At 70.4% G+C, this 16,807-nt stretch carries 17 protein-coding genes; 3 read left to right on the top strand and 14 right to left on the bottom strand.

Translation table 11 applies throughout. From position 1 onward, the window contains the following. Positions 1-4 precede the first annotated feature (4 nt). Positions 5-1,237, top strand: coding sequence for an EAL domain-containing response regulator (locus tag JI739_RS09325; RefSeq protein ID WP_201683612.1), 1,233 nt, complete (start codon positions 5-7; stop codon positions 1,235-1,237). A gap of 365 nt (positions 1,238-1,602) precedes the next feature. Here the strand turns inward: JI739_RS09325 and JI739_RS09320 are convergent, their stop codons facing one another. The 14 genes from JI739_RS09320 to JI739_RS09255 form a co-directional block, all read right to left on the bottom strand. Continuing rightward, the gene (locus JI739_RS09320; RefSeq protein ID WP_201683611.1) at positions 1,603-3,570 is read right to left on the bottom strand and encodes a response regulator; all 1,968 of its coding nucleotides are present in this window, start codon (positions 3,568-3,570) and stop codon (positions 1,603-1,605) included. Continuing rightward, a complete protein-coding gene (locus JI739_RS09315) occupies positions 3,557-4,402 on the bottom strand; it encodes a sensor histidine kinase (protein ID WP_201683610.1) in 846 nt (281 codons plus the stop codon). The genes JI739_RS09320 and JI739_RS09315 overlap by 14 nt, the downstream gene beginning before the upstream one ends. A 6-nt stretch (positions 4,403-4,408) precedes the next feature. Further along, positions 4,409-5,416, bottom strand: coding sequence for an ATP-binding protein (locus JI739_RS09310; protein ID WP_201683609.1), 1,008 nt, complete (start codon positions 5,414-5,416; stop codon positions 4,409-4,411). Beyond that, entirely contained in the window at positions 5,407-5,814 is a 408-nt protein-coding gene (locus JI739_RS09305) for an anti-sigma regulatory factor (RefSeq protein ID WP_201683608.1), read from the bottom strand. The genes JI739_RS09310 and JI739_RS09305 overlap by 10 nt, the downstream gene beginning before the upstream one ends. After that, positions 5,804-6,178, bottom strand: a complete 375-nt coding sequence (locus JI739_RS09300) for an STAS domain-containing protein (protein WP_201683607.1) — start codon at positions 6,176-6,178, stop codon at positions 5,804-5,806. The genes JI739_RS09305 and JI739_RS09300 overlap by 11 nt, the downstream gene beginning before the upstream one ends. A 3-nt stretch (positions 6,179-6,181) precedes the next feature. Further along, positions 6,182-7,051 (bottom strand): STAS domain-containing protein, encoded by an 870-nt coding sequence (locus JI739_RS09295; RefSeq protein ID WP_201683606.1) that lies wholly within the window; start codon positions 7,049-7,051, stop codon positions 6,182-6,184. Between the two features lie 109 nt (positions 7,052-7,160). Beyond that, complete coding sequence (locus JI739_RS09290) at positions 7,161-8,033, bottom strand: alpha/beta fold hydrolase (protein ID WP_201683605.1); 873 nt, start codon at positions 8,031-8,033, stop codon at positions 7,161-7,163. After that, entirely contained in the window at positions 8,030-9,154 is a 1,125-nt protein-coding gene (locus JI739_RS09285; RefSeq protein ID WP_201683604.1) for a branched-chain amino acid ABC transporter permease, read from the bottom strand. Before JI739_RS09285 ends, JI739_RS09290 begins: the two co-directional genes overlap by 4 nt. Positions 9,155-9,165: 11 nt before the next feature. Next, a complete protein-coding gene (locus tag JI739_RS09280) occupies positions 9,166-10,146 on the bottom strand; it encodes a branched-chain amino acid ABC transporter permease (protein ID WP_201683603.1) in 981 nt (326 codons plus the stop codon). Continuing rightward, positions 10,143-10,868 (bottom strand): ABC transporter ATP-binding protein, encoded by a 726-nt coding sequence (locus JI739_RS09275; RefSeq protein ID WP_201683602.1) that lies wholly within the window; start codon positions 10,866-10,868, stop codon positions 10,143-10,145. Before JI739_RS09275 ends, JI739_RS09280 begins: the two co-directional genes overlap by 4 nt. Then, positions 10,865-11,641 (bottom strand): ABC transporter ATP-binding protein, encoded by a 777-nt coding sequence (locus tag JI739_RS09270; protein ID WP_201683601.1) that lies wholly within the window; start codon positions 11,639-11,641, stop codon positions 10,865-10,867. The genes JI739_RS09275 and JI739_RS09270 overlap by 4 nt, the downstream gene beginning before the upstream one ends. A gap of 79 nt (positions 11,642-11,720) precedes the next feature. After that, on the bottom strand, positions 11,721-12,923 hold the full coding sequence (locus tag JI739_RS09265) for a substrate-binding domain-containing protein (protein WP_201683600.1): 1,203 nt from the start codon (positions 12,921-12,923) through the stop codon (positions 11,721-11,723). Between the two features lie 129 nt (positions 12,924-13,052). Then, complete coding sequence (locus JI739_RS09260) at positions 13,053-14,525, bottom strand: sigma-54 interaction domain-containing protein (protein ID WP_201683599.1); 1,473 nt, start codon at positions 14,523-14,525, stop codon at positions 13,053-13,055. 42 nt (positions 14,526-14,567) lie between these two features. Beyond that, positions 14,568-15,122 carry a hypothetical protein gene (locus JI739_RS09255; protein ID WP_201683598.1) on the bottom strand — a complete coding sequence of 185 codons (555 nt, stop codon included), beginning with the start codon at positions 15,120-15,122 and terminating at the stop codon, positions 14,568-14,570. 236 nt (positions 15,123-15,358) lie between these two features. On the opposite strand from JI739_RS09255, the gene JI739_RS09250 reads away from it, so the two are divergent. Then, positions 15,359-15,772, top strand: a complete 414-nt coding sequence (locus tag JI739_RS09250; RefSeq protein ID WP_201683597.1) for an RNA-binding S4 domain-containing protein — start codon at positions 15,359-15,361, stop codon at positions 15,770-15,772. 104 nt (positions 15,773-15,876) lie between these two features. Beyond that, on the top strand, positions 15,877-16,683 hold the full coding sequence (locus JI739_RS09245; RefSeq protein ID WP_201683596.1) for a BON domain-containing protein: 807 nt from the start codon (positions 15,877-15,879) through the stop codon (positions 16,681-16,683). Positions 16,684-16,807: the final 124 nt, after the last annotated feature.

Genomic DNA, 16,807 nt, shown 5'->3' with positions numbered 1-16,807 from the left:
GCCCATGCCCTGCCGCCACCTGCGCTTCCTGGTCGTCGAAGACCACCCCGTGCAAAGCCGCCTGGCCGCCGCTCTGCTGACCAGCCTGGGCGCCGAGACCGTCCATGTGGCCGCCGATGGCGGCGCGGCGCTGGCGGTGATCCGGGATCCGGCGCGCCCGGTGGACATCGTCCTGAGCGACATCTCCATGCCAGGGATGGACGGCGTCGACTTCGTGCGCCATCTCGCCGCCGCCTCGTCGCCGCTGGCGCTGATTCTCAACAGCACCCTGGGTGCGGCGCAACTCGGCGAAATCGCCCGCCTCTCGCTGGCCTACCAGATCAACCTTCTGGGCGCGATCCGCAAGCCGCTGGCGGCCGTGAAGCTGGTCCCGCTGGTGCAGCGATGGCGGGCGGCGCACACCTGTGCCGTGCGAAACGCGTTCAGCTTCGCGGAGCTTGCCCGGGCCTGGGAGCGCGACGAGTTCCAGCCCTTCTTCGAGCCCCGGGCCGATCTGTCCAGCACCGCGGTGGTCGGCTTCCATGCCACGCCGCACTGGCGTCACCCCGAGCGCGGGGTGCTCGGGCCGCGCGCCTTCATGGACTCGGTCGACGCCTACGGCCTGCACGACGAGATGGTCTGGGACGTGCTGGCCGCCGGTGCCCGCGAGTGCGCCGGCTGGCGCGCGCGCGGCCTGCAGCTGGACCTGTCGGTGTCGCTCTCGTTGTCCTCGCTGGCCGAGCCGGGTCTCGCGGCGCGCCTGCTGAAACTGGTGGACGACGCACGGCTCGAGCCGGCCGCCTTGGTGCTCGGTGTTGCCGCTGCGACCGTGGAGGTCCAGCGCGCCGGCGCCCTCGACCAGCTCGAGCGACTGGACCAGGCCGGTGTCCGGCTGGCGCTGGAAGATTTCGGACAGGCTGCGCTGTCTTCCGGCCTGCTGAACCGCTTGCCGTTGCAGCAACTGAAGATCAGTCGCAACCTCATCGCCGGCCTGAGGGCCGACGCCACCGAGCGTGCCGGCTCGGTCGTCGCCCTGGACGCCGCACGGCAGCACGGCCTGGCCGCCGTCGCGCGGGGCATCGACACACTGGACGACTGGAACCGGCTCCAGGGCTGGGGTTGCGACTTCGGCCAAGGCCGCCTGGTCGGCCCGCCGCTGCCGGGGTCCGAGATCGAACGCTGGCTGCACACGGGCAGTCGCCAGGTGCGCGCGCTCGGCGCAGCCGGCAGGGACCTGGACCTCCGCCTGAAGGATTGAGAGCCACCCAGGAACCGGCTTTGCCGGGCCGCTGGTTGCGCCCCCCCCCTGGGCTGACCGCCGCCCAGGCCACCGCGCAGCGGTAGGCCCCTCCAGCGGCTACCGCGGAACCGGCTTTGCCGGGCCGCTGGTTGCGCCCCCCCTGGGCTGACCGCCGCCCAGGCCACCGCGCAGCGGTAGGCCCCTCCAGCGGCTACCGCGGAACCGGCTTTGCCGGGCCGCTGGTTGCGCCCCCCCCTGGGCTGACCGCCGCCCAGGCCACCGCGCAGCGGTAGGCCCCTCCAGCGGCTACCGCGGAACCGGCTTTGCCGGGCCGCTGGTTGCGCCCCCCTGGGGGGGAGGCGGCGAAGCCGCTCCGGGGGGGGTCACGTCACCGCCACGATCGCCTGCAGCAACAGGTGCGGCGTCAGCGGCTTGCCCAGGTGCAGGTCGAAGCCGGACGCCAGCATGCGCTCGCGGTCTTGCGGGCGCCCGAACGCGGTGAGTGCGATCACCGGCAGCGGACGCGAGCGGTCGCGCTCCATCAGGCGCACCCGGGCCAGCAGGTCATACCCGTCGCGGCCGGGCAGCCCGATGTCGCTGACCATCACCTGCGGCCAACGCTGCGACAGCGCCTGTACGGCGCCCTCATAGTCACGCTCGACCCGCACGTTGGCCCGCCGCTCGGACAGCACCAGTTGCAGCATCTCGGCGGTTTCGCGGTCGTCTTCCACCACCAGCACGTCCAGGCCGTCCAGGTCCAGCGCTTCATGTTCCTCGGGGTCTTCGGGCGCCGCATCGGGAGCGGCCGGGCCGGCCTGGTTGACCGGCAGCCGCACCGTCATGGCCGCGCCCTGCCCCACCCCGGGGCTGGCCGCACTGACGCTGCCGCCATGCAGTTCGGCCAGGTGCTTGACGATGGACAGGCCCAGGCCCAGGCCGCCATGGCGGCGGCTGCCGGGCGAATCGCTTTGCGTGAAGCGATCGAAGAGGTGCGGCAGGAACTCCGGCTCGATCCCTCGGCCATGGTCGCGCACCTCCAGCTCCAGCACGTCGCCGCAGCGACGCAGCAGGACCTGGATCACCCCGCCGGTGTCCGAGAACTTGATGGCGTTGGTCAGCAGGTTGAAGAAGATCTGCTGGAAGCGCGTGGGGTCGAGCCACGCCGGCTCGTGCGCCGCATCGATGTCGGTCTGCACCCGCAGCTGTTTTTCGTCGATGCCCGGGCGCAGCGAAGCCAGCGACTCGGCAACCGTTTCCGCCGGATCGATCTCTTCGCGTTCGAGGTGCAGCTTGCCGGAGTTGATGCGAGAGACATCCAGGATGTCCGAGATGATGCGCGCCTGCGTGATCACGTTGCGCTCGATCGCGGCCAGGCCCCGGGACGACTCGGGCAGCTCCGGCAGGCGCCGCTTCAGGATGTGCACCCAGCCCAGGATCGCGTTCAGCGGCGTGCGCAGCTCATGCGACAGCACCGCGATGAAATCGTCCTTGGTGCGGTTGTGACGCTCGGCGCTGGCGCGGGCCGCCTGTTCCCGCTCCAGCACCTCGCGCCGACGCTGCTCCAGGTCGTGGCGCTCGGAGGCATCGATGGCCACCGCGATGCGACGGCCGGGTTCGATGGGACCGGACACGCTCCAGTCCACATAAACCAGGCGGCCGTCCGCGTGCAGCAGCGGAAACTCGCCTCGCCAGCCTTCCTCGCCCGCGGCCAGCAGGGCCGGCAACTGCCGGGCGGCCTCCGAGCCCGGCCCGCCTGGCGCGAAATCGATCACCGACCGGCCGCTGACTTCATCCGCCGGACGCCCCAGCATGCGCAGCATCGCCGGGTTGGCCTCGCGGAAGCGGCCATCGCCGTCGATGGTGGCGATGCCGCTTTGCGCGTGCTGGTAGATGGCGCGGAAGCGGTGCTCGCTCTGGCGCAGCTGCACCTCGGCCGTGCGGGCGCGGATCAGGGCCTGCACGGTCCCGATCAGCAGCGCCGGTTCCACCGGATGGACCAAGTAGGCATCGGCGCCCGAATTCAGGCCGTGGATGCGGTCCCGGTCCCGCACGTACGCCGCCGACAGGTGCACCACCGGCAACAGCTCCGTGCCGGGGCGCTCGCGGATCCTGCGGCAGACCTCGAAGCCGTCCATGTCGGGCAGGTGCACATCCAGCACCACGGCCGACACCCCGTCCGCGCTGCGCTCCAGCCCCTGGGCGCCGGTCGCGGCTTCGTCGGCCTGGAAGCCGGCCGCGCGCAGCACGCGCACGGTGGCATAGCGGGTGGCGGGGTTGTCATCGACCACCAGCACGGTGTGGCCCGCCCGGTCGATTGTGGTGTTGATGGCGTCGACGTCACTGTCGCTCATGGCCCTCCTCTCCCAGCCGCAGCGGGATGGTCACCGAGAAGGTCGAGCCTTGTCCTGGGGCGCTCTCCAGGTCGACGCTGCCGCCGAGCAACTCCGCCAACCGCTTGCTCAGCGACAGTCCCAGGCCGGTGCCGCGCAGGCGCTTTTGCAAGGGCGAATCCACCTGCGAAAAATCCTGGAACAGCCCGGCCTGCATGTCCGGGGCGATGCCGATGCCGGTATCGACCACGGCGAAGCGGACATGCCCCGCGCCGTCGCGCCGTGCCGTGACCCGCACTTCGCCGCTGGGGGTGAACTTCAGGGCGTTGGAGATGAAGTTGCGCAGGATCTGCGAGAGCTTGCGGTCGTCGGTGTAGAGCTTGGGCACGTCGGCCGGCTCCTCGAAGACGAGGTGCACCGCCGGGTTGGTGAGCACCGGGCGGAACATGCCGCGCAGGGCCGAGAACAGGTCGACCATCTCGAACCAGGCCGGAGAGATCTCCACCCGGCCGGCTTCGACCTTGGCCAGGTCCAGCAGGTCGTCCACCATGTCCGAGAACTCCGAGGCGGTCTGCTGGATGAACTCGACCTGGCGACGCTGCTCGGTCGACAGCGGGCCGTCCACCTCGTCCGCCAACAGGCGCGCGATGCTGCGGATCGAGCCGATGGGCGTGCGGAATTCGTGGCTCATGTAGGCCAGGAAGCGGCTCTTGAGGTCGGTGGCGCGGCGCAACTGCTCGGCTTGCTCGTCGAGCTCGGCATAGAGCGCGACGACGCCACGGTTGGTCTCCTCGAGTTCGGCCCGGAGCGCTTCCAGCTCACGCTGCAGTTCGGTTTCGCGCGATGCCTCCATGCTGCATCAATCCTTGCGCCGTATGACGGCAACGGTTGCGTCGTCCCGCCCGCGGCTGTGGTCCCGCAGCAGCACGGCCGCCGCCAGGGTGGGATCGCGCCGCAGCAGCGGGGCCAGGGCATCGGGTCGCCAGCGACTTTCGATGCCGTCGGAATGCGCCACAAGCAGCGCGTGTTCGGGCCAGGGCGTCTGCGCCACGTCGACCGATCGGATGGTGAGGCCGGCAGTCCCGTGCTGGGTGACCAGGGTTCGATCGGTCACACCTGAAACCAGCCGGGCCAGCACGTTGCCTGCGCCGGCATGCTGGACCGAGGCGTCGTCCCCGTCGAGCCGGTACACGGCGATCGCCGCACCGCGCGTACTCCTCAGGCGGTGGTGGGCCTGCTGCACGAATGCACGGCAATCGGCGAAGGGATCGGCCATGAACGCCTGCACCGCGGCCTGCGCCGCCTCGGCCGCCTGCGGCCCGTGCCCCAGGCCGTCGGCCACCAGCAGGCTGCCGCGCGCGCCGTCCAGGCCGAAGCACCAGGCGTCGCCGCAGACCACCTCGCCGGGCGCGCAGACCGACACCGCACCCACGCGCAGGCTCCGCACGGGGGCCGGGGAAGTTGCCGACCTGACCCGCGCCAGCACGGCCGTGCCCTCGGGCACCGTGCTGTGGATGTCGAAGTCGTCGGCCAGGCGAGCCACCGCGCCCAACCCGGTGCCGGGCGTGCCGCCGGTGGAAAAGCCGTCACGCAGGCTGCGAGCCACGTCGGGCATGCCGGGCCCCTTGTCCAGGGCGATGACCTCGACGTCCGCCGACGAGGTGCGGGCCAGCAGCAGCAGGCCCTGCTTCGCGTGGCGCAGCAGGTTGGTGGCCAGTTCGGTCACCACCAGCGCCACCCGTCCGGCGTCGACCTCGCCCATGCCGGCCTCGTGCGCCAGCTGCACGGCATGGCGCCGCGCCTCGCCGACCCGGCTCGGGTCGGCGATCGGGAAGGCGGCATGCACCGTGCCGTGGATCACTTCCACCGCGTGATACTCACCTGGGTGCCCTGGCCGGGCGCGGATCGGACTTCGAACTCGTGCACCAGGCGCTTGCTGCCGGGCAGCCCCAGGCCCATGCCGCCGCCGGAGGTCCAGCCGTCGGTGAGGGCGAGGTTCAGGTCCGGTATGCCGGGGCCGCTGTCCTCGAAATGAAGGCGCAGTCCGCGCCGCAATCCGTCGTCCAGCAGCTCCCAGCGCATGTGCCCGCCGCCGCCGTGGATCAGCGTGTTGCGCGACAACTCGCTGGCCGCCGTCACCATCTTGGTCTGGTCGACCAGGGAGAACTTCAGCTGTTGGCTGAGCGCCCGCACCTTCTGGCGACTGGCGACGATGTCCTCTTCGGCCCGCAGCGGCAGTTGGCCGCTTGATTGTTCATCGGCCAAGCGAGCCCTCCAGCCGGGCCCGGCGCAGCAGTTCCATGCCCAGCTCCACGTTGAGCGCGGTGCGCACGCCTTCCAGCGACAGGCCGAGTTCCACCAGGGTGATGGCCACCGCCGGCTGCATGCCCACCACCACGGTGGTGGCGTCGAGGATGCGGGCGATGCCCGAGATGCTGGCCAGCATGCGGCCGACGAAGGAATCGACGATCTCCAGGGCGGAAATGTCGATCAGCACGCCGCGCGCACCGGTGGCGGCGATGCGGTCCGACAGGTCTTCCTGCAGCGCCATCGCGGTCTGGTCCTGCATGTCGACCTGGATGGTCACCAGCAGGCAGTCGCCCATGCGCAGGATGGGGATGCGAACCATTGCTCAGCGAGCCTCGCCGGTCCGCTGGATGACGTAACCCCGCTGGCGCAGCGCCAGCGCCAGCGCGTCGGCCAGGCTGGCCTTGGAAGCGATGCCCTCCAGGTCGATGCCCAGGTGCACGATGGTTTGTGCGATCTGCGGGCGGATGCCGCTGATGATGCATTCGGCCCCCATCAGCCGGATGGCGCTGACGGTCTTGAGCAGGTGCTGCGCCACCAGCGTGTCCACGGTGGGCACGCCCGTGATGTCGATGATGGCCAGCGTGGAGCCGGTGTCGACGATGCGCTGCAGCAGCGTCTCCATGACGATCTGCGTGCGGCTGCTGTCCAGCGTGCCGATCATGGGGACGGCCAGCACGCCTTCCCAGAGCTTGATGACCGGCGTGGACAGCTCCAGCAGGTCCTGCTGCTGGCGGCGGATGATCTCCTCGCGGCTTTGCTGGTAGGCGGACACGGTCCACTGGGCCAATCGATCCACCAGCATGGACACGCTCCAGACCAGCGCCACCAGGGCCGAGGCATCGTTGCCCATGGCCTGCTGCAGCGCCTTGAACAGGGGTTTCTTGAAGGCCAGCACGAAGACGCTGGTGTCGGCCGCGCTCTGCCCCTGGGCTGCCCGCGAACGGGACAGCGACTGCAGCACCTCGCGGGCGCGGCCCCAAGCCGAGTCGTCCAGCTGCGCCAGGTCCGCCCCCGACTGGAGCGCCTCGCGGATGCCTCGCAGCACTTCGGCGGCCTCGGAACGCAGGGTCCGGCGTGCGGCGTCGCCGGGGTTGCCGCTGCCCGCGAGGGTCTCTTCGACCCACTCATTGAGGATCCCGTCCTCCTGCCGGGTCAGCAGGTCCAGCAGGACGTCACGAGGGTTGGTGTTCATCAGGGCTCCGGATTTTTTGGCTTTTTGAAGCGGGGCAGTCTACGAGCAACGGCTGAGCGTGCCTGTAGGACGGAACCGCCGCAGCCGGAGGCGCGGCAGGCGGCCAGGCTCAGGCGCGGGCGGCGTCGATGAAGCCGGCCACGAGGTCCAGCTGGCCGGGTACGTTGAGGGCTGGCGCATGGCCGCACCCCGGCACTTCGACCACCCGCAGCAGCCCCAGCGCCCCGGGGCCGCGTCGCTGCATCTCGGCGGTGGTCTCGGGCAGCACCAGGTCGGATTCGGCGCCGCGCAGGCACAGCACCGGAATGCGCAGGCGATCGTAGTGGTCCCACAGCTCGTAGTCGTCGGGATGGTCGACGAACTGGCGGGCCATGGCCGGGTCGTAGTGCGGCGTGACCCGGCCATCGGGCAGGCGCCGCACGGACGTCTCCGTGAGGCGCCGCCATTGCGCGTCGCTCAGCCAGCCATACGGCTTGTAGACCTGCCGGAAGAACGCTTCGAGTTCCGTCACGGTGTCGAACGCCGGCGGGCTGCCGGCATAGGTGCGGATGCGCTCGATCGCCGGCGCGGCCAGGTGCGGTGCGTTGTCGTTCAGCACCAGGCTGAGGATGCGCTCCTGCATGCCGGGCCGGCTCAACCCCGCCGCACAGACCGTGCCGACGGCCCCGCCCATCGAGGTGCCCACCCAGTGGGCGCGCCGGATGTCCAGCTGGTCCATCAGGTCCTCGGCCAGCCGCGCGTAGAACGACAGCTGGTATTCGGCGGACGGATCGGGGCTCCATTGCGACAGGCCCCGGCCGATGGTGTCGGGGCAGATCACGCGCAAGCGCGGCGCCAGGTGCGCGGCGAGCTCGTCCATGTCGCGCCCGGTGCGGGCCAGGCCGTGCCAGGCGATGACGGTCTCCACCTGGCCGGGCTGGCCCCAGTCCATGACGTGCAGTTGCCGCCCGGCACAGGTGAGGTAGCGCGACTTGGGAGTCATCGGGTGCTCGCCTGCACCGCGGGGGCGCCGTTGTGGTCCTTCGAAGGCAAGACCGCACGACGCGCGCTCAGCGCCCGCAGCCGCCCGACCACGCCGGTGGGGAAGTAGTAGACCGACAGCACGAACAGCAGGCCCAGCCAGAGCAGCCACCGGTCGGGCGAGAGCAGCGCGGCCAGCGCCGGCAGTCCGGACACGGATTCGCTGGCCAGCCGCAACAGGTCTTGCAGGTAGCTTTGCGCCACCAGGAACAGGGCCGATCCGATCACCGCGCCGTACAGCGTGCCCATGCCGCCGATCACGACGATCAGCAGCACGTCCAGCATGATCTCGAAGGACAGCGAGGTGTCCGGGCCGTTGTAGCGCAGCCAGAGCGCCAGCAGCGCGCCGGCCAGGGTGGCGAACAGGGCCGACAGGATGCTGGAGACGGTGCGGTAGACCACCACGCGGTAGCCGATGGCCTCGGCCCGGAACTCGTTCTCGCGGATGGCCTGCAGCACGCGGCCGAAAGGCGAGTTGACGATGCGCAGCATCAACAGGAACAGCACCGCAGCCGCGACGAATAGCAGCCAATAGCAGATCAGGCGGCCGTCGATCGTCACTCCGAGGAAGGGCGCCTCGAACGGCTCGAAGCTGGGCGACAACCAGGCCGGGACCTTGAAGCTCAGGCCGTCCTCGCCGCCGGTGAACTCCGACAGCTGCGACGCCAGCGTCTGGAAGGCCGCGGCGAATGCCAGCGTGATCATCGAGAAGAAGATCGCCCTCACCCGCAGCGAGAACAGCCCGATGGCCAGGGCCAGCACGAAGGACAGCGCCAGCGCGCAGGCCATGCCCACCGCCAGGGAACCCCAGCCCGCGCCCATGCGCGTCGAGGCGATGGCCACGCCGTAGGCGCCGATGCCGAAGAACATGGTGTGGGCGAAGCTCACGATGCCGGTGTAGCCCAGGAGCAGGTCGAAGCTGGCGACGAGCACGATGAACACCAGCACCTTGGCCGCCACGTTGAGCGCCTTCACTCCCGGGAAGATGAAAGGCGTGAAGGCCAGCGCGAGCACGATCGCGGCCAGCACCACCGCCAGCAGGCGGTTGCGCGGCAGGTCGTTGGAGAGCAGGCGGATGAACATGTTCCTGCCTTTCAGCGGCTCAAGGCGTAGACGCCCTGGGGCCGCCACAGCAGGATGGCCATCATCAGCGCGATGTTGGAGAAGAGCGCCGCCTTGGGCACCAGGAAGCCGGTGTAGTTGGCCACCAGCCCCACCAGCAGCGCGCCCACCAGGGCCCCGGTGGTGGACCCCAGGCCGCCGATGATCAGCACGATGAAGATCAGCACGTTGACCTGCGCGCCCATCTGCGGCACCACGTTCTGCTGGTACAGGCCCCACATCACGCCGCCCAGGCCGGCGAGCGCGCTGCCGACCACGAACACGCCGATGAACAGGTTGCGGATGCGATAGCCCAGCGACTCCACCATCTCGCGGTCCTGCACGCCCGCCCGGATCAACAGGCCGATCTTGGTGCGCGTGAGCGTCCACAGCAGCGAGCCGAACACCACCAGCCCCACCACCACCGCGATCACACGGTACTTCTCGACCGCGGCGTCCCCCAGCAGGATGCTGCCGCGCATGCCCTCGGGCAGCGGCAGCGGGATCTGCAGCGGGCCCCAGATGACCTTGATCAGTTCCTCGCCGATGATCAGGCCGCCCATGGTGATGAGGATCTGCTTGAGGTGGTTGCCGTACACCGGCCGCACGATGAAGCGCTCGAACACCAGGCCCAGCGCGCCGGCCACGGCCATGGCTGCCAGCATGGCCGGGAACACCGCCACCAGGTTGACCCACAGGCTGCCCGACGCCGTGTAGTCGCCCATCGCGCCCAGCACGGTGGTGGCGACGAAGGCGCCCAGGGCGATGAACACGCCGTGGCCGAAGTTCAGCACGTCCATCAGGCCGAACACCAGGGTCAGGCCCGAGGCGATGATGAAGATGATCATGCCCATGGCCAGGCCCGCCACCGTGAGCGTGAGCCAGGTCGAGCCCGACCCGATGAAGGGCAGCACCACCAGCGAAAGGACCGGCACCAGGGCCAGCGGCTTCCAGTCGACATCGAGGGATTTCATAGCGCCAGTCCCAGCAGCGACCGCTGCAATTGCTCGTCCTCGGCCAGGTCCTTCATGGCACCGGCATGCACCACGCGCCCGTTGTCCATCACGGCCACGGTGTCGCCCAGGCGGCGGGCGAAGTTGAAGTTCTGTTCGACCAGCAGGATGGTCACCCCGCTCGCCTTGAGCTGGCCGAAGGCCTCGATCATGTTGTTGATGATGGCCGGCGCCAGCCCCTTGCTCGGCTCGTCCACGATCAGCAGGTCACGCGGCTCGACGATGGCGCGGGCGACGGCGAGCATCTGCTTCTGCCCGCCCGAGAGCTTGCCCGCGGGGTGGTTCCAGAACTTCTCCACCGCCGGGAACAGCTTGAAGATCCACTGCAGCCGGTCGCCGTCGATCTGCGCCAGGCGCTGCGCCGAACGGGCGGCCAGCAGCATGTTCTCCTTCACGCTCAGGTCCGCGAAGATGCCCATGTTCTCCGGCACGTAGGCCACCCCCAGCCCGGCGATGCGCGGCGTGTCGAGCGCGCCGATGTCGCGCCCCGCCAGCGTGATGCGGCCGGCCGATGCGCGCCACAGGCCCATGATGGTCCGCAGCGTGGTGGTCTTGCCCGCGCCATTGCGCCCCAGCAGCAGCGTGAGCTGCCCACGCGGCACCCGCAGGTCCACCCCGTGCAGGATGTGGTACGCGCCGATGTGGGTGTGCACACCCGAGAGGGTCAGCAGGTCGGTGGTCATGCGGACTCCTCCTGCGCCACCGCGGCGGTGCCCAGATAGGCCTCCTGCACCACCGGCAGCGCGATCACCTCGGCCGGCGCGCCGTCGGCCACCAGCGTGCCGTTGTGCAGCACGATGATGCGGTCGGCGAGTTCGCGTACCACGTCCATCTTGTGCTCCACCAGCAGGATGGTCTTGCTGCGATCGGCCTTGAGGCGGCGGATCAGGTCCAGGATGACCGGCGCCTCGGCGGCGTTCATCCCGGCGGTGGGTTCGTCGAACATGAACACCTGCGGCTCCAGCGCGATCAGCAGCGCCACCTCCAGCTTGCGCTGGTCGCCGTGCGGCAGGTTGGACACCAGCTCGTCCTGCTTCTCGTGCAAGGCCACCTCGCGCAGGATCTCGCGCGCCCGTTCGGTCAGGGCGTGGTGGTCGCTCCAGATCGACCACAGGCTCAGCCCCCGCCGGTGAGGTCCTTCGCGGGTGGCCTGCACGGCCAGGCGCACGTTCTCCAGCACCGACAGCCGCGGGAACAGGTTGGTCAGCTGGAAGGCGCGCCCCAGCCCCGCGCGCGTGCGCTGCGAAGCCGACAGTCCGGACAGGTCGCGCCCATTCAGCAGCACCCGCCCCGCGCTCGCGCGCAGTTGCCCCGAGATCAGGTTGAAGTAGGTCGTCTTGCCGGCCCCGTTGGGACCGACGATGGCCGTGAGCGTGCCCGGCTCGAACGAGCAGGTGACGCCGTTCACCGCCACGTGCCCGCCGAAGCGGATGGTCAATTCGTGGGTGGAAAGCATAAGGGTCCAGGGCCCTGGGGCGGTGCGGCCGGCCGTTTCCCTAGCCCTGGCCCCCAGCCCCCCGGCCCCTGAATGAACTTCAGGCCCCCTTGTTGCGCACCGGCACTTTCATGTCGGCGGGCTTGAGCTCCCGCACCAGTTCCAGCTCGATGGGCTGGCCAGGCTTGATGTCCGGCGCCACGCGGAAGTGGTACATGGACTGCATGGCCTGGTGGTCTTCCTTGCGGAAGGTCATGGGGCCCTTGGGCGTCTCGAAGGTCATGCCTTCCATCGCGGCGATGAGCTTGTTGGTATTGGCGTCGCCGTTGGTCTTCTTCAGCGCCTCGACGACGGCCATGGCGGCGGAGAAGCCGCCCGCGGTGAAGAAGTCGGGCGGGCTGTTGAAGCGGCGCTGGTGTTCCTTGACCAGCCAGTCGTTGGCGGCGTTCTTCGGGAACTTGTAGTAGTAGTAGCTTGCGCCTTCCATGCCGGGGAACTGGCTGTAGGCGGCCATGGCCGGCAGGATGTTGCCGCCGGTGGAGACCTCGATGTTGAAGCGCTTTTTGAGGTCCAGGTCACCCAGGCGGGCGAAGGGCGAGTTGCTGCCGGCCCAGACCACCCAGATCACCTTGCGGCCGGGCTGGTCCTTCAGGCGGTCGATGATGCGCTGCAGGCCCGCGGTGAAGTCGGTGGTGGTGGGCGGCAGGTACTCCTCGTGCACGATCTTGGCCTTGCCGAGCGCGTCCTTGAAGGCCTTCACGCCGTCGCGGCCGAAGGCATAGTCCTGGGCCAGGGTGGCGATGTGCACGTTGGGCTGGTCCAGGCTCACGGCGTTGGACACCGCGTCCTGCGTGCTGTTGCGGCCGGTGCGGAAGATGTACTTGTTCCACTTGTCGCCGGTGATGGCGTCGGCCACGGCCGGCTCGACCAGCAGGATCTTCTTGTATTCCTCGGCCACCGGCAGCAGGGCCAGGGCCACGCCCGAGGAGGTGGGCCCGATCGCGAGGTCGGCCTTGTCGTCGGAGTAGGCGGTGGCCAGCAGCGACTTGCCCAGGTCGGGCTTGCCCTGGTCGTCCTTCTCGATCACGGTGAGCTTCTTGCCGTTGACGGCCATGGTGCCGTTGGTGGCGAACTCCAGCCCCAGCATCAGCCCGGTCTGCGTCTGCTTGCCGTAGGCCTCGAGCGGGCCGGTCCGGCTGTAGACGTGGGCGATGCGCACCTCGCCCGACTGAGCGAGGGCGAGCGGGGTGAAGGCGGTACCGGCGGCGAGGACCGCGAGGGCGATGACGCTGCGTCGTTGCATGCTTGTCTCCTAGTTGGTGGGGGCACCGTTGCATGGCCCATGCCAGCCCGCGGCCAACGGGCGCCACGCGCATGCGTCGCACCACGGACGCGCGGACTGTCCAGCAGTCAGACAGCCGGTGTCCGGATTTCAGGCAAATGTCCGGTTTTCGGTCAGCTGGGGCAGACGCTCATAGAGCGTGGCCCGGGAGATGCCCAGCAGCCGCGCGGCCGCCAGCTTGTTGCCGCCGGTGTGCGCCAGTGCGGCGCGAATGGCCTGCTGCTCCAGCTCGGCCACCTGCTCGGCCAGCGGGCGCAGCCCACTGGCCGCGGGCCGCAGCGGCGGCGCGACATCCGACGGCGGCACGGCCGCGCCGATCGACTCGCGCAGCAGCACCATCAGGTCGTCCGCCGCGATGCGGTCGGACTCGCAGCGCAAGGCCGCCTGCTCCAGCACGTTGCGCAGTTCGCGGATGTTGCCGCGCCAGGGCTGCGCGGCCAGCACCTCCAGGGCCTGCGGATCCAGTTCGGGCGGGTGGATGCCGTTGCGCAGCGCCATGTCTTCGCTGATGGCCTCGACCAGCGCGGCGATGTCGCCGCGCCGCTCGCGCAACGGCGGCACCCGGATCGGCAGCACATTGAGCCGGTAATACAGGTCCTCCCGGAAGCGGCCCTCGCGAACCAGCGCAGCCAGGTCGCGCGAGGTGGCCGCGATCACGCGGGCGTCGAACGGCACCACGCGGTTCGACCCCAGCGGCTCGATCTCGCCTTCCTGCAGGGCGCGCAGCAGCTTGGGCTGCAGGCTCGGCGGCATGTCGCCGATCTCGTCGAGGAACAGGGTGCCGCCATCGGCCAGCTTGAACTTGCCATCACGGCCCTTGCGGTCGGCGCCCGTGTAGGCGCCCGGGGCGACGCCGAAGAACTCGGCCTCGAGCAGGGTGTCCGGCACGGCCGCGATGTTGACGCTGACCAGCGGTCCGCCGGCCCGCGGCGAGGCGGCATGGATGGCGTGGGCCAGCAACTCCTTGCCGGTACCGGTCTCCCCCAGCAGCAGCACCGGGCTGGCGGACTGGGCGGCACGCCGCGCCTGCCGCTTGACCTCGACCGCCGCCGGGCTGGTGCCGATGAAGCTGGCCAGGGTGTACTTGGTACGCCGCTGGCGGGCGAGCTCGCGGCGGGCGTCGTCCAGGTCGCGCTGCAGGTTGGCGAACTTGTGGATCAGGGGCTGCAGGGTGGTCTCGGGCTGGTCGAACAGCACGATGCCGATGGCCCCGATCAACTCGCCCGTGGCGTCGTCGCGCAGCGGCAGTCGGCTGACCACGAAGGTGCCGGCGCGGTTGGTGAGCAGGTCGATCAGGATGGGCCGGCCGGTCTCGAGCACGCGGCGCATCTGCGTGTTGGGCACCACGTCCTCGACGGGGTGGCCGACGAACTGGTCGACCGACGAGAACCCCAGCGCCGGCAGGAATCGCTTGTAGCCCTCGCTGACCCAGACGATGGTGCCGCTGCGGTCCACCAGGAACATGCCCTGGCTGATGTTGGAGAACAGCTCGAACATCGACCGCGCGGCCAGCGCGAGGATGCTCTGGCCATCGCGGGGCAGGTTGTCGGGTACAGCGGCCATCGGGCGATGTTAAGCCGCCCGATCGCCGTGCCCGCAACCGGATCAGGGCAAGGGCGGGATGGGCCGGCCGACGATCGTGCGCTCGATCACCGGCGAGATGGTGACCCCGGGCAAGCCGCCGGCCCCGGCGCCGGCGCGAGCCGTCACCACGCCCGCGGCCCCCATCGTGCCGGTGTCGGTCCTGCCGGCGACCTGGGGCACCGGTACGCCCGGCGGCACCAGCTGCGGACGGGGTGCGGGGCCGGGGGCGACCACCGCCTGGTCCACGCCCGCACCGCGCCCCGGCACGACCACGACGCCACGCTGGGCGGGCACGGCGGCCACCGCCGCCCGCTCGGCCTGGGCGCGGACACGGGCCAGCCAGCCTGCATAGCCATTGGCCCGCGCGGTGTCGTCGGCCGAGCTGCCGCCCTCTCCCCCGCCGCCGCCGCCGCCGCCGCCGCCTCCTCCGCCGCCTCCTCCTCCGCCTCCGCCACCGCCACCGCCCCCACCGCCGCCGCCCTGCGCGTACACGAGCGCTGCGCCGCCCAGCCCCAGGGACAGGGCGAGGACAAAGTTCAACAGAGACAGCCCGATCGCTCTGGCCAACGGTTTCATGGGAAAGCTCCTCCAAAGTCACGCCCGCCGGCTGCTTGCCACCCTTCGGGCCGGATGCGCGGATGCCACGGCGTGCAGGCTCATCCTGTGCCCGCGCGGGGGTCGGGCGGCACCGGCCAAGGCGCAAAGCTCGAGTCGCCCGGCGCTGATGTGCGTGTCCGACAAAGCAGACACAGCCGCAGGATCGCGGCACGAGGGCGTGGTGGCGGTCACGTTGGCGCAAAATCGACCCTCGAATGGAACGACAGCGCATCGACAAATGGCTGTGGGCGGCCCGCTTCTACAAGACGCGCACGCTCGCCTGCGAAGAGATCGGCAAGGGCCGCATCGAGGTCAACGGCCAGGCGGCCAAGCCCGCGCGAGAGGTCAAGCCGGGCGACACGGTGTCGATGCGGCGCGAATCGGTCATCCGGACGGTGCTCGTGCGCGGCCTGTCGCCGACGCGCGGCCCCGCTCCGGTGGCCCAGCAGCTCTACGAGGAGACGCCCGAAAGCGTCGCTGCGCGGCTGGAGGCCGCCGAGCAGCGCCGGCTGGCGCGCGAACCGGCGTTGTCCATCGAGCAAGGCCGCCCCACCAAGCGCAGCCGCCGTGAACTCGACGGCGTGAAGCGCGACTGGGACGACCGCTGGAGCGCCTCGCTGGATGACTGATCGCATCGACGGCAGCCCGTGTCCGACACCTGGCCGGCACAGCCGGGCGCAGACTGGCCCGGCCAGCTTAGGCTGGCATCGTCCTGCTCCTTCGGAGGAAACCCATGACCTACCGCATGCGACCCCAGCTGACCGCATCCGGCGCGCTCCTGTTGGCGCTGCTGGCCGGTTGCGGCGAACGCATCGACACGCCGCGTCCGGCGCCGCCCACGCCCAAGGCCGAGGCGGCCGAGTCGACCGTTGCGGCCGCGGCACCGGTTGCCGCTGCGCCGGAACAGCCGTCCACGCAGCCGGGCAGCACTGCTGCAGCCGGCTCCAGCCGACCCGGTCCACGCATGGGCGGGGCCGCTGCCCGTGACGACACCGGGATCGCCACCGCGATCCGCGACGTGCAGATCACCGCCCGCGTCACCGCGGGGCTGTCCGTCGACAAGCGCCTGAGCGCCAGCCCCATCCAGGTGGCCACCGAAGCGGGCGTGGTGAAGCTGCAGGGCCGGGCCCCCAGCGAAGAAGCCCGGGCGCGGGCGGTCGAGATCGCCAGCCATGTCGACGGCGTGGACCGCGTCAGCAACCAGCTGGAGGTGCGCGAGGCGACCACCGGCGAGCGCCCGGTCGATGCGGTGGTGGGCACGGGCCCGATCAGCAGCCAGTCCGTTCCCTCGGCGCCGACGACCGCCGTGCCCGGTAGCAGCGCCAGCGACATCGAGATCACGATGAAGGTCAGCACGGGCATGTCGGTGGATCGGGAACTGGCCTCCGGGCGCGTGGAGGTGAACACCCGGGGCGGCGTGGTCACCCTCAGCGGGACGGCGCCGAACGACCGGGCGCGGCAGCGAGCCGAGCAGATCGCGCGTCATGTCGAACGGGTCGAAGGCGTGAAGAACGAGCTCAAGGTGATCCGACCGGGCTGAGCCTCGTGGCGGCCCGGTTGCCGCCGCTCCTACGCGATGTGCGCAGCAGACGCAGTTCTGCCGCCGGCATGCGCCGACACGCCGCCCGTCCCGGGTCGTCCTATGGTCGCTCGTTCGGCGCCAG

Origin of the sequence: Ramlibacter aurantiacus (assembly GCF_016722895.1) — a bacterium.
GTDB lineage: Bacteria > Pseudomonadota > Gammaproteobacteria > Burkholderiales > Burkholderiaceae_C > Ramlibacter > Ramlibacter aurantiacus.
The sequence above is the reverse complement of the archived record's forward strand: the minus strand, read 5'-3'. Positions and strand labels throughout refer to the sequence as shown.

Excerpts from the sequence above, each read along its gene's own strand:
- JI739_RS09290 (WP_201683605.1), bottom strand. The coding sequence starts at position 8,033 with ATGACTCCCAAGTCGCGCTACCTCACCTGTGCCGGGCGGCAACTGCAC.
- JI739_RS09250 (WP_201683597.1), top strand. The coding sequence starts at position 15,359 with ATGGAACGACAGCGCATCGACAAATGGCTGTGGGCGGCCCGCTTCTAC.
- JI739_RS09275 (WP_201683602.1), bottom strand. The coding sequence starts at position 10,868 with ATGACCACCGACCTGCTGACCCTCTCGGGTGTGCACACCCACATCGGC.
- JI739_RS09295 (WP_201683606.1), bottom strand. The coding sequence starts at position 7,051 with ATGAACACCAACCCTCGTGACGTCCTGCTGGACCTGCTGACCCGGCAG.
- JI739_RS09325 (WP_201683612.1), top strand. The coding sequence starts at position 5 with ATGCCCTGCCGCCACCTGCGCTTCCTGGTCGTCGAAGACCACCCCGTG.
- JI739_RS09280 (WP_201683603.1), bottom strand. The coding sequence starts at position 10,146 with ATGAAATCCCTCGATGTCGACTGGAAGCCGCTGGCCCTGGTGCCGGTC.
- JI739_RS09260 (WP_201683599.1), bottom strand. The coding sequence starts at position 14,525 with ATGGCCGCTGTACCCGACAACCTGCCCCGCGATGGCCAGAGCATCCTC.
- JI739_RS09255 (WP_201683598.1), bottom strand. The coding sequence starts at position 15,122 with ATGAAACCGTTGGCCAGAGCGATCGGGCTGTCTCTGTTGAACTTTGTC.
- JI739_RS09315 (WP_201683610.1), bottom strand. The coding sequence starts at position 4,402 with ATGGAGGCATCGCGCGAAACCGAACTGCAGCGTGAGCTGGAAGCGCTC.
- JI739_RS09300 (WP_201683607.1), bottom strand. The coding sequence starts at position 6,178 with ATGGTTCGCATCCCCATCCTGCGCATGGGCGACTGCCTGCTGGTGACC.
- JI739_RS09265 (WP_201683600.1), bottom strand. The coding sequence starts at position 12,923 with ATGCAACGACGCAGCGTCATCGCCCTCGCGGTCCTCGCCGCCGGTACC.
- JI739_RS09320 (WP_201683611.1), bottom strand. The coding sequence starts at position 3,570 with ATGAGCGACAGTGACGTCGACGCCATCAACACCACAATCGACCGGGCG.
- JI739_RS09285 (WP_201683604.1), bottom strand. The coding sequence starts at position 9,154 with ATGTTCATCCGCCTGCTCTCCAACGACCTGCCGCGCAACCGCCTGCTG.
- JI739_RS09270 (WP_201683601.1), bottom strand. The coding sequence starts at position 11,641 with ATGCTTTCCACCCACGAATTGACCATCCGCTTCGGCGGGCACGTGGCG.
- JI739_RS09245 (WP_201683596.1), top strand. The coding sequence starts at position 15,877 with ATGACCTACCGCATGCGACCCCAGCTGACCGCATCCGGCGCGCTCCTG.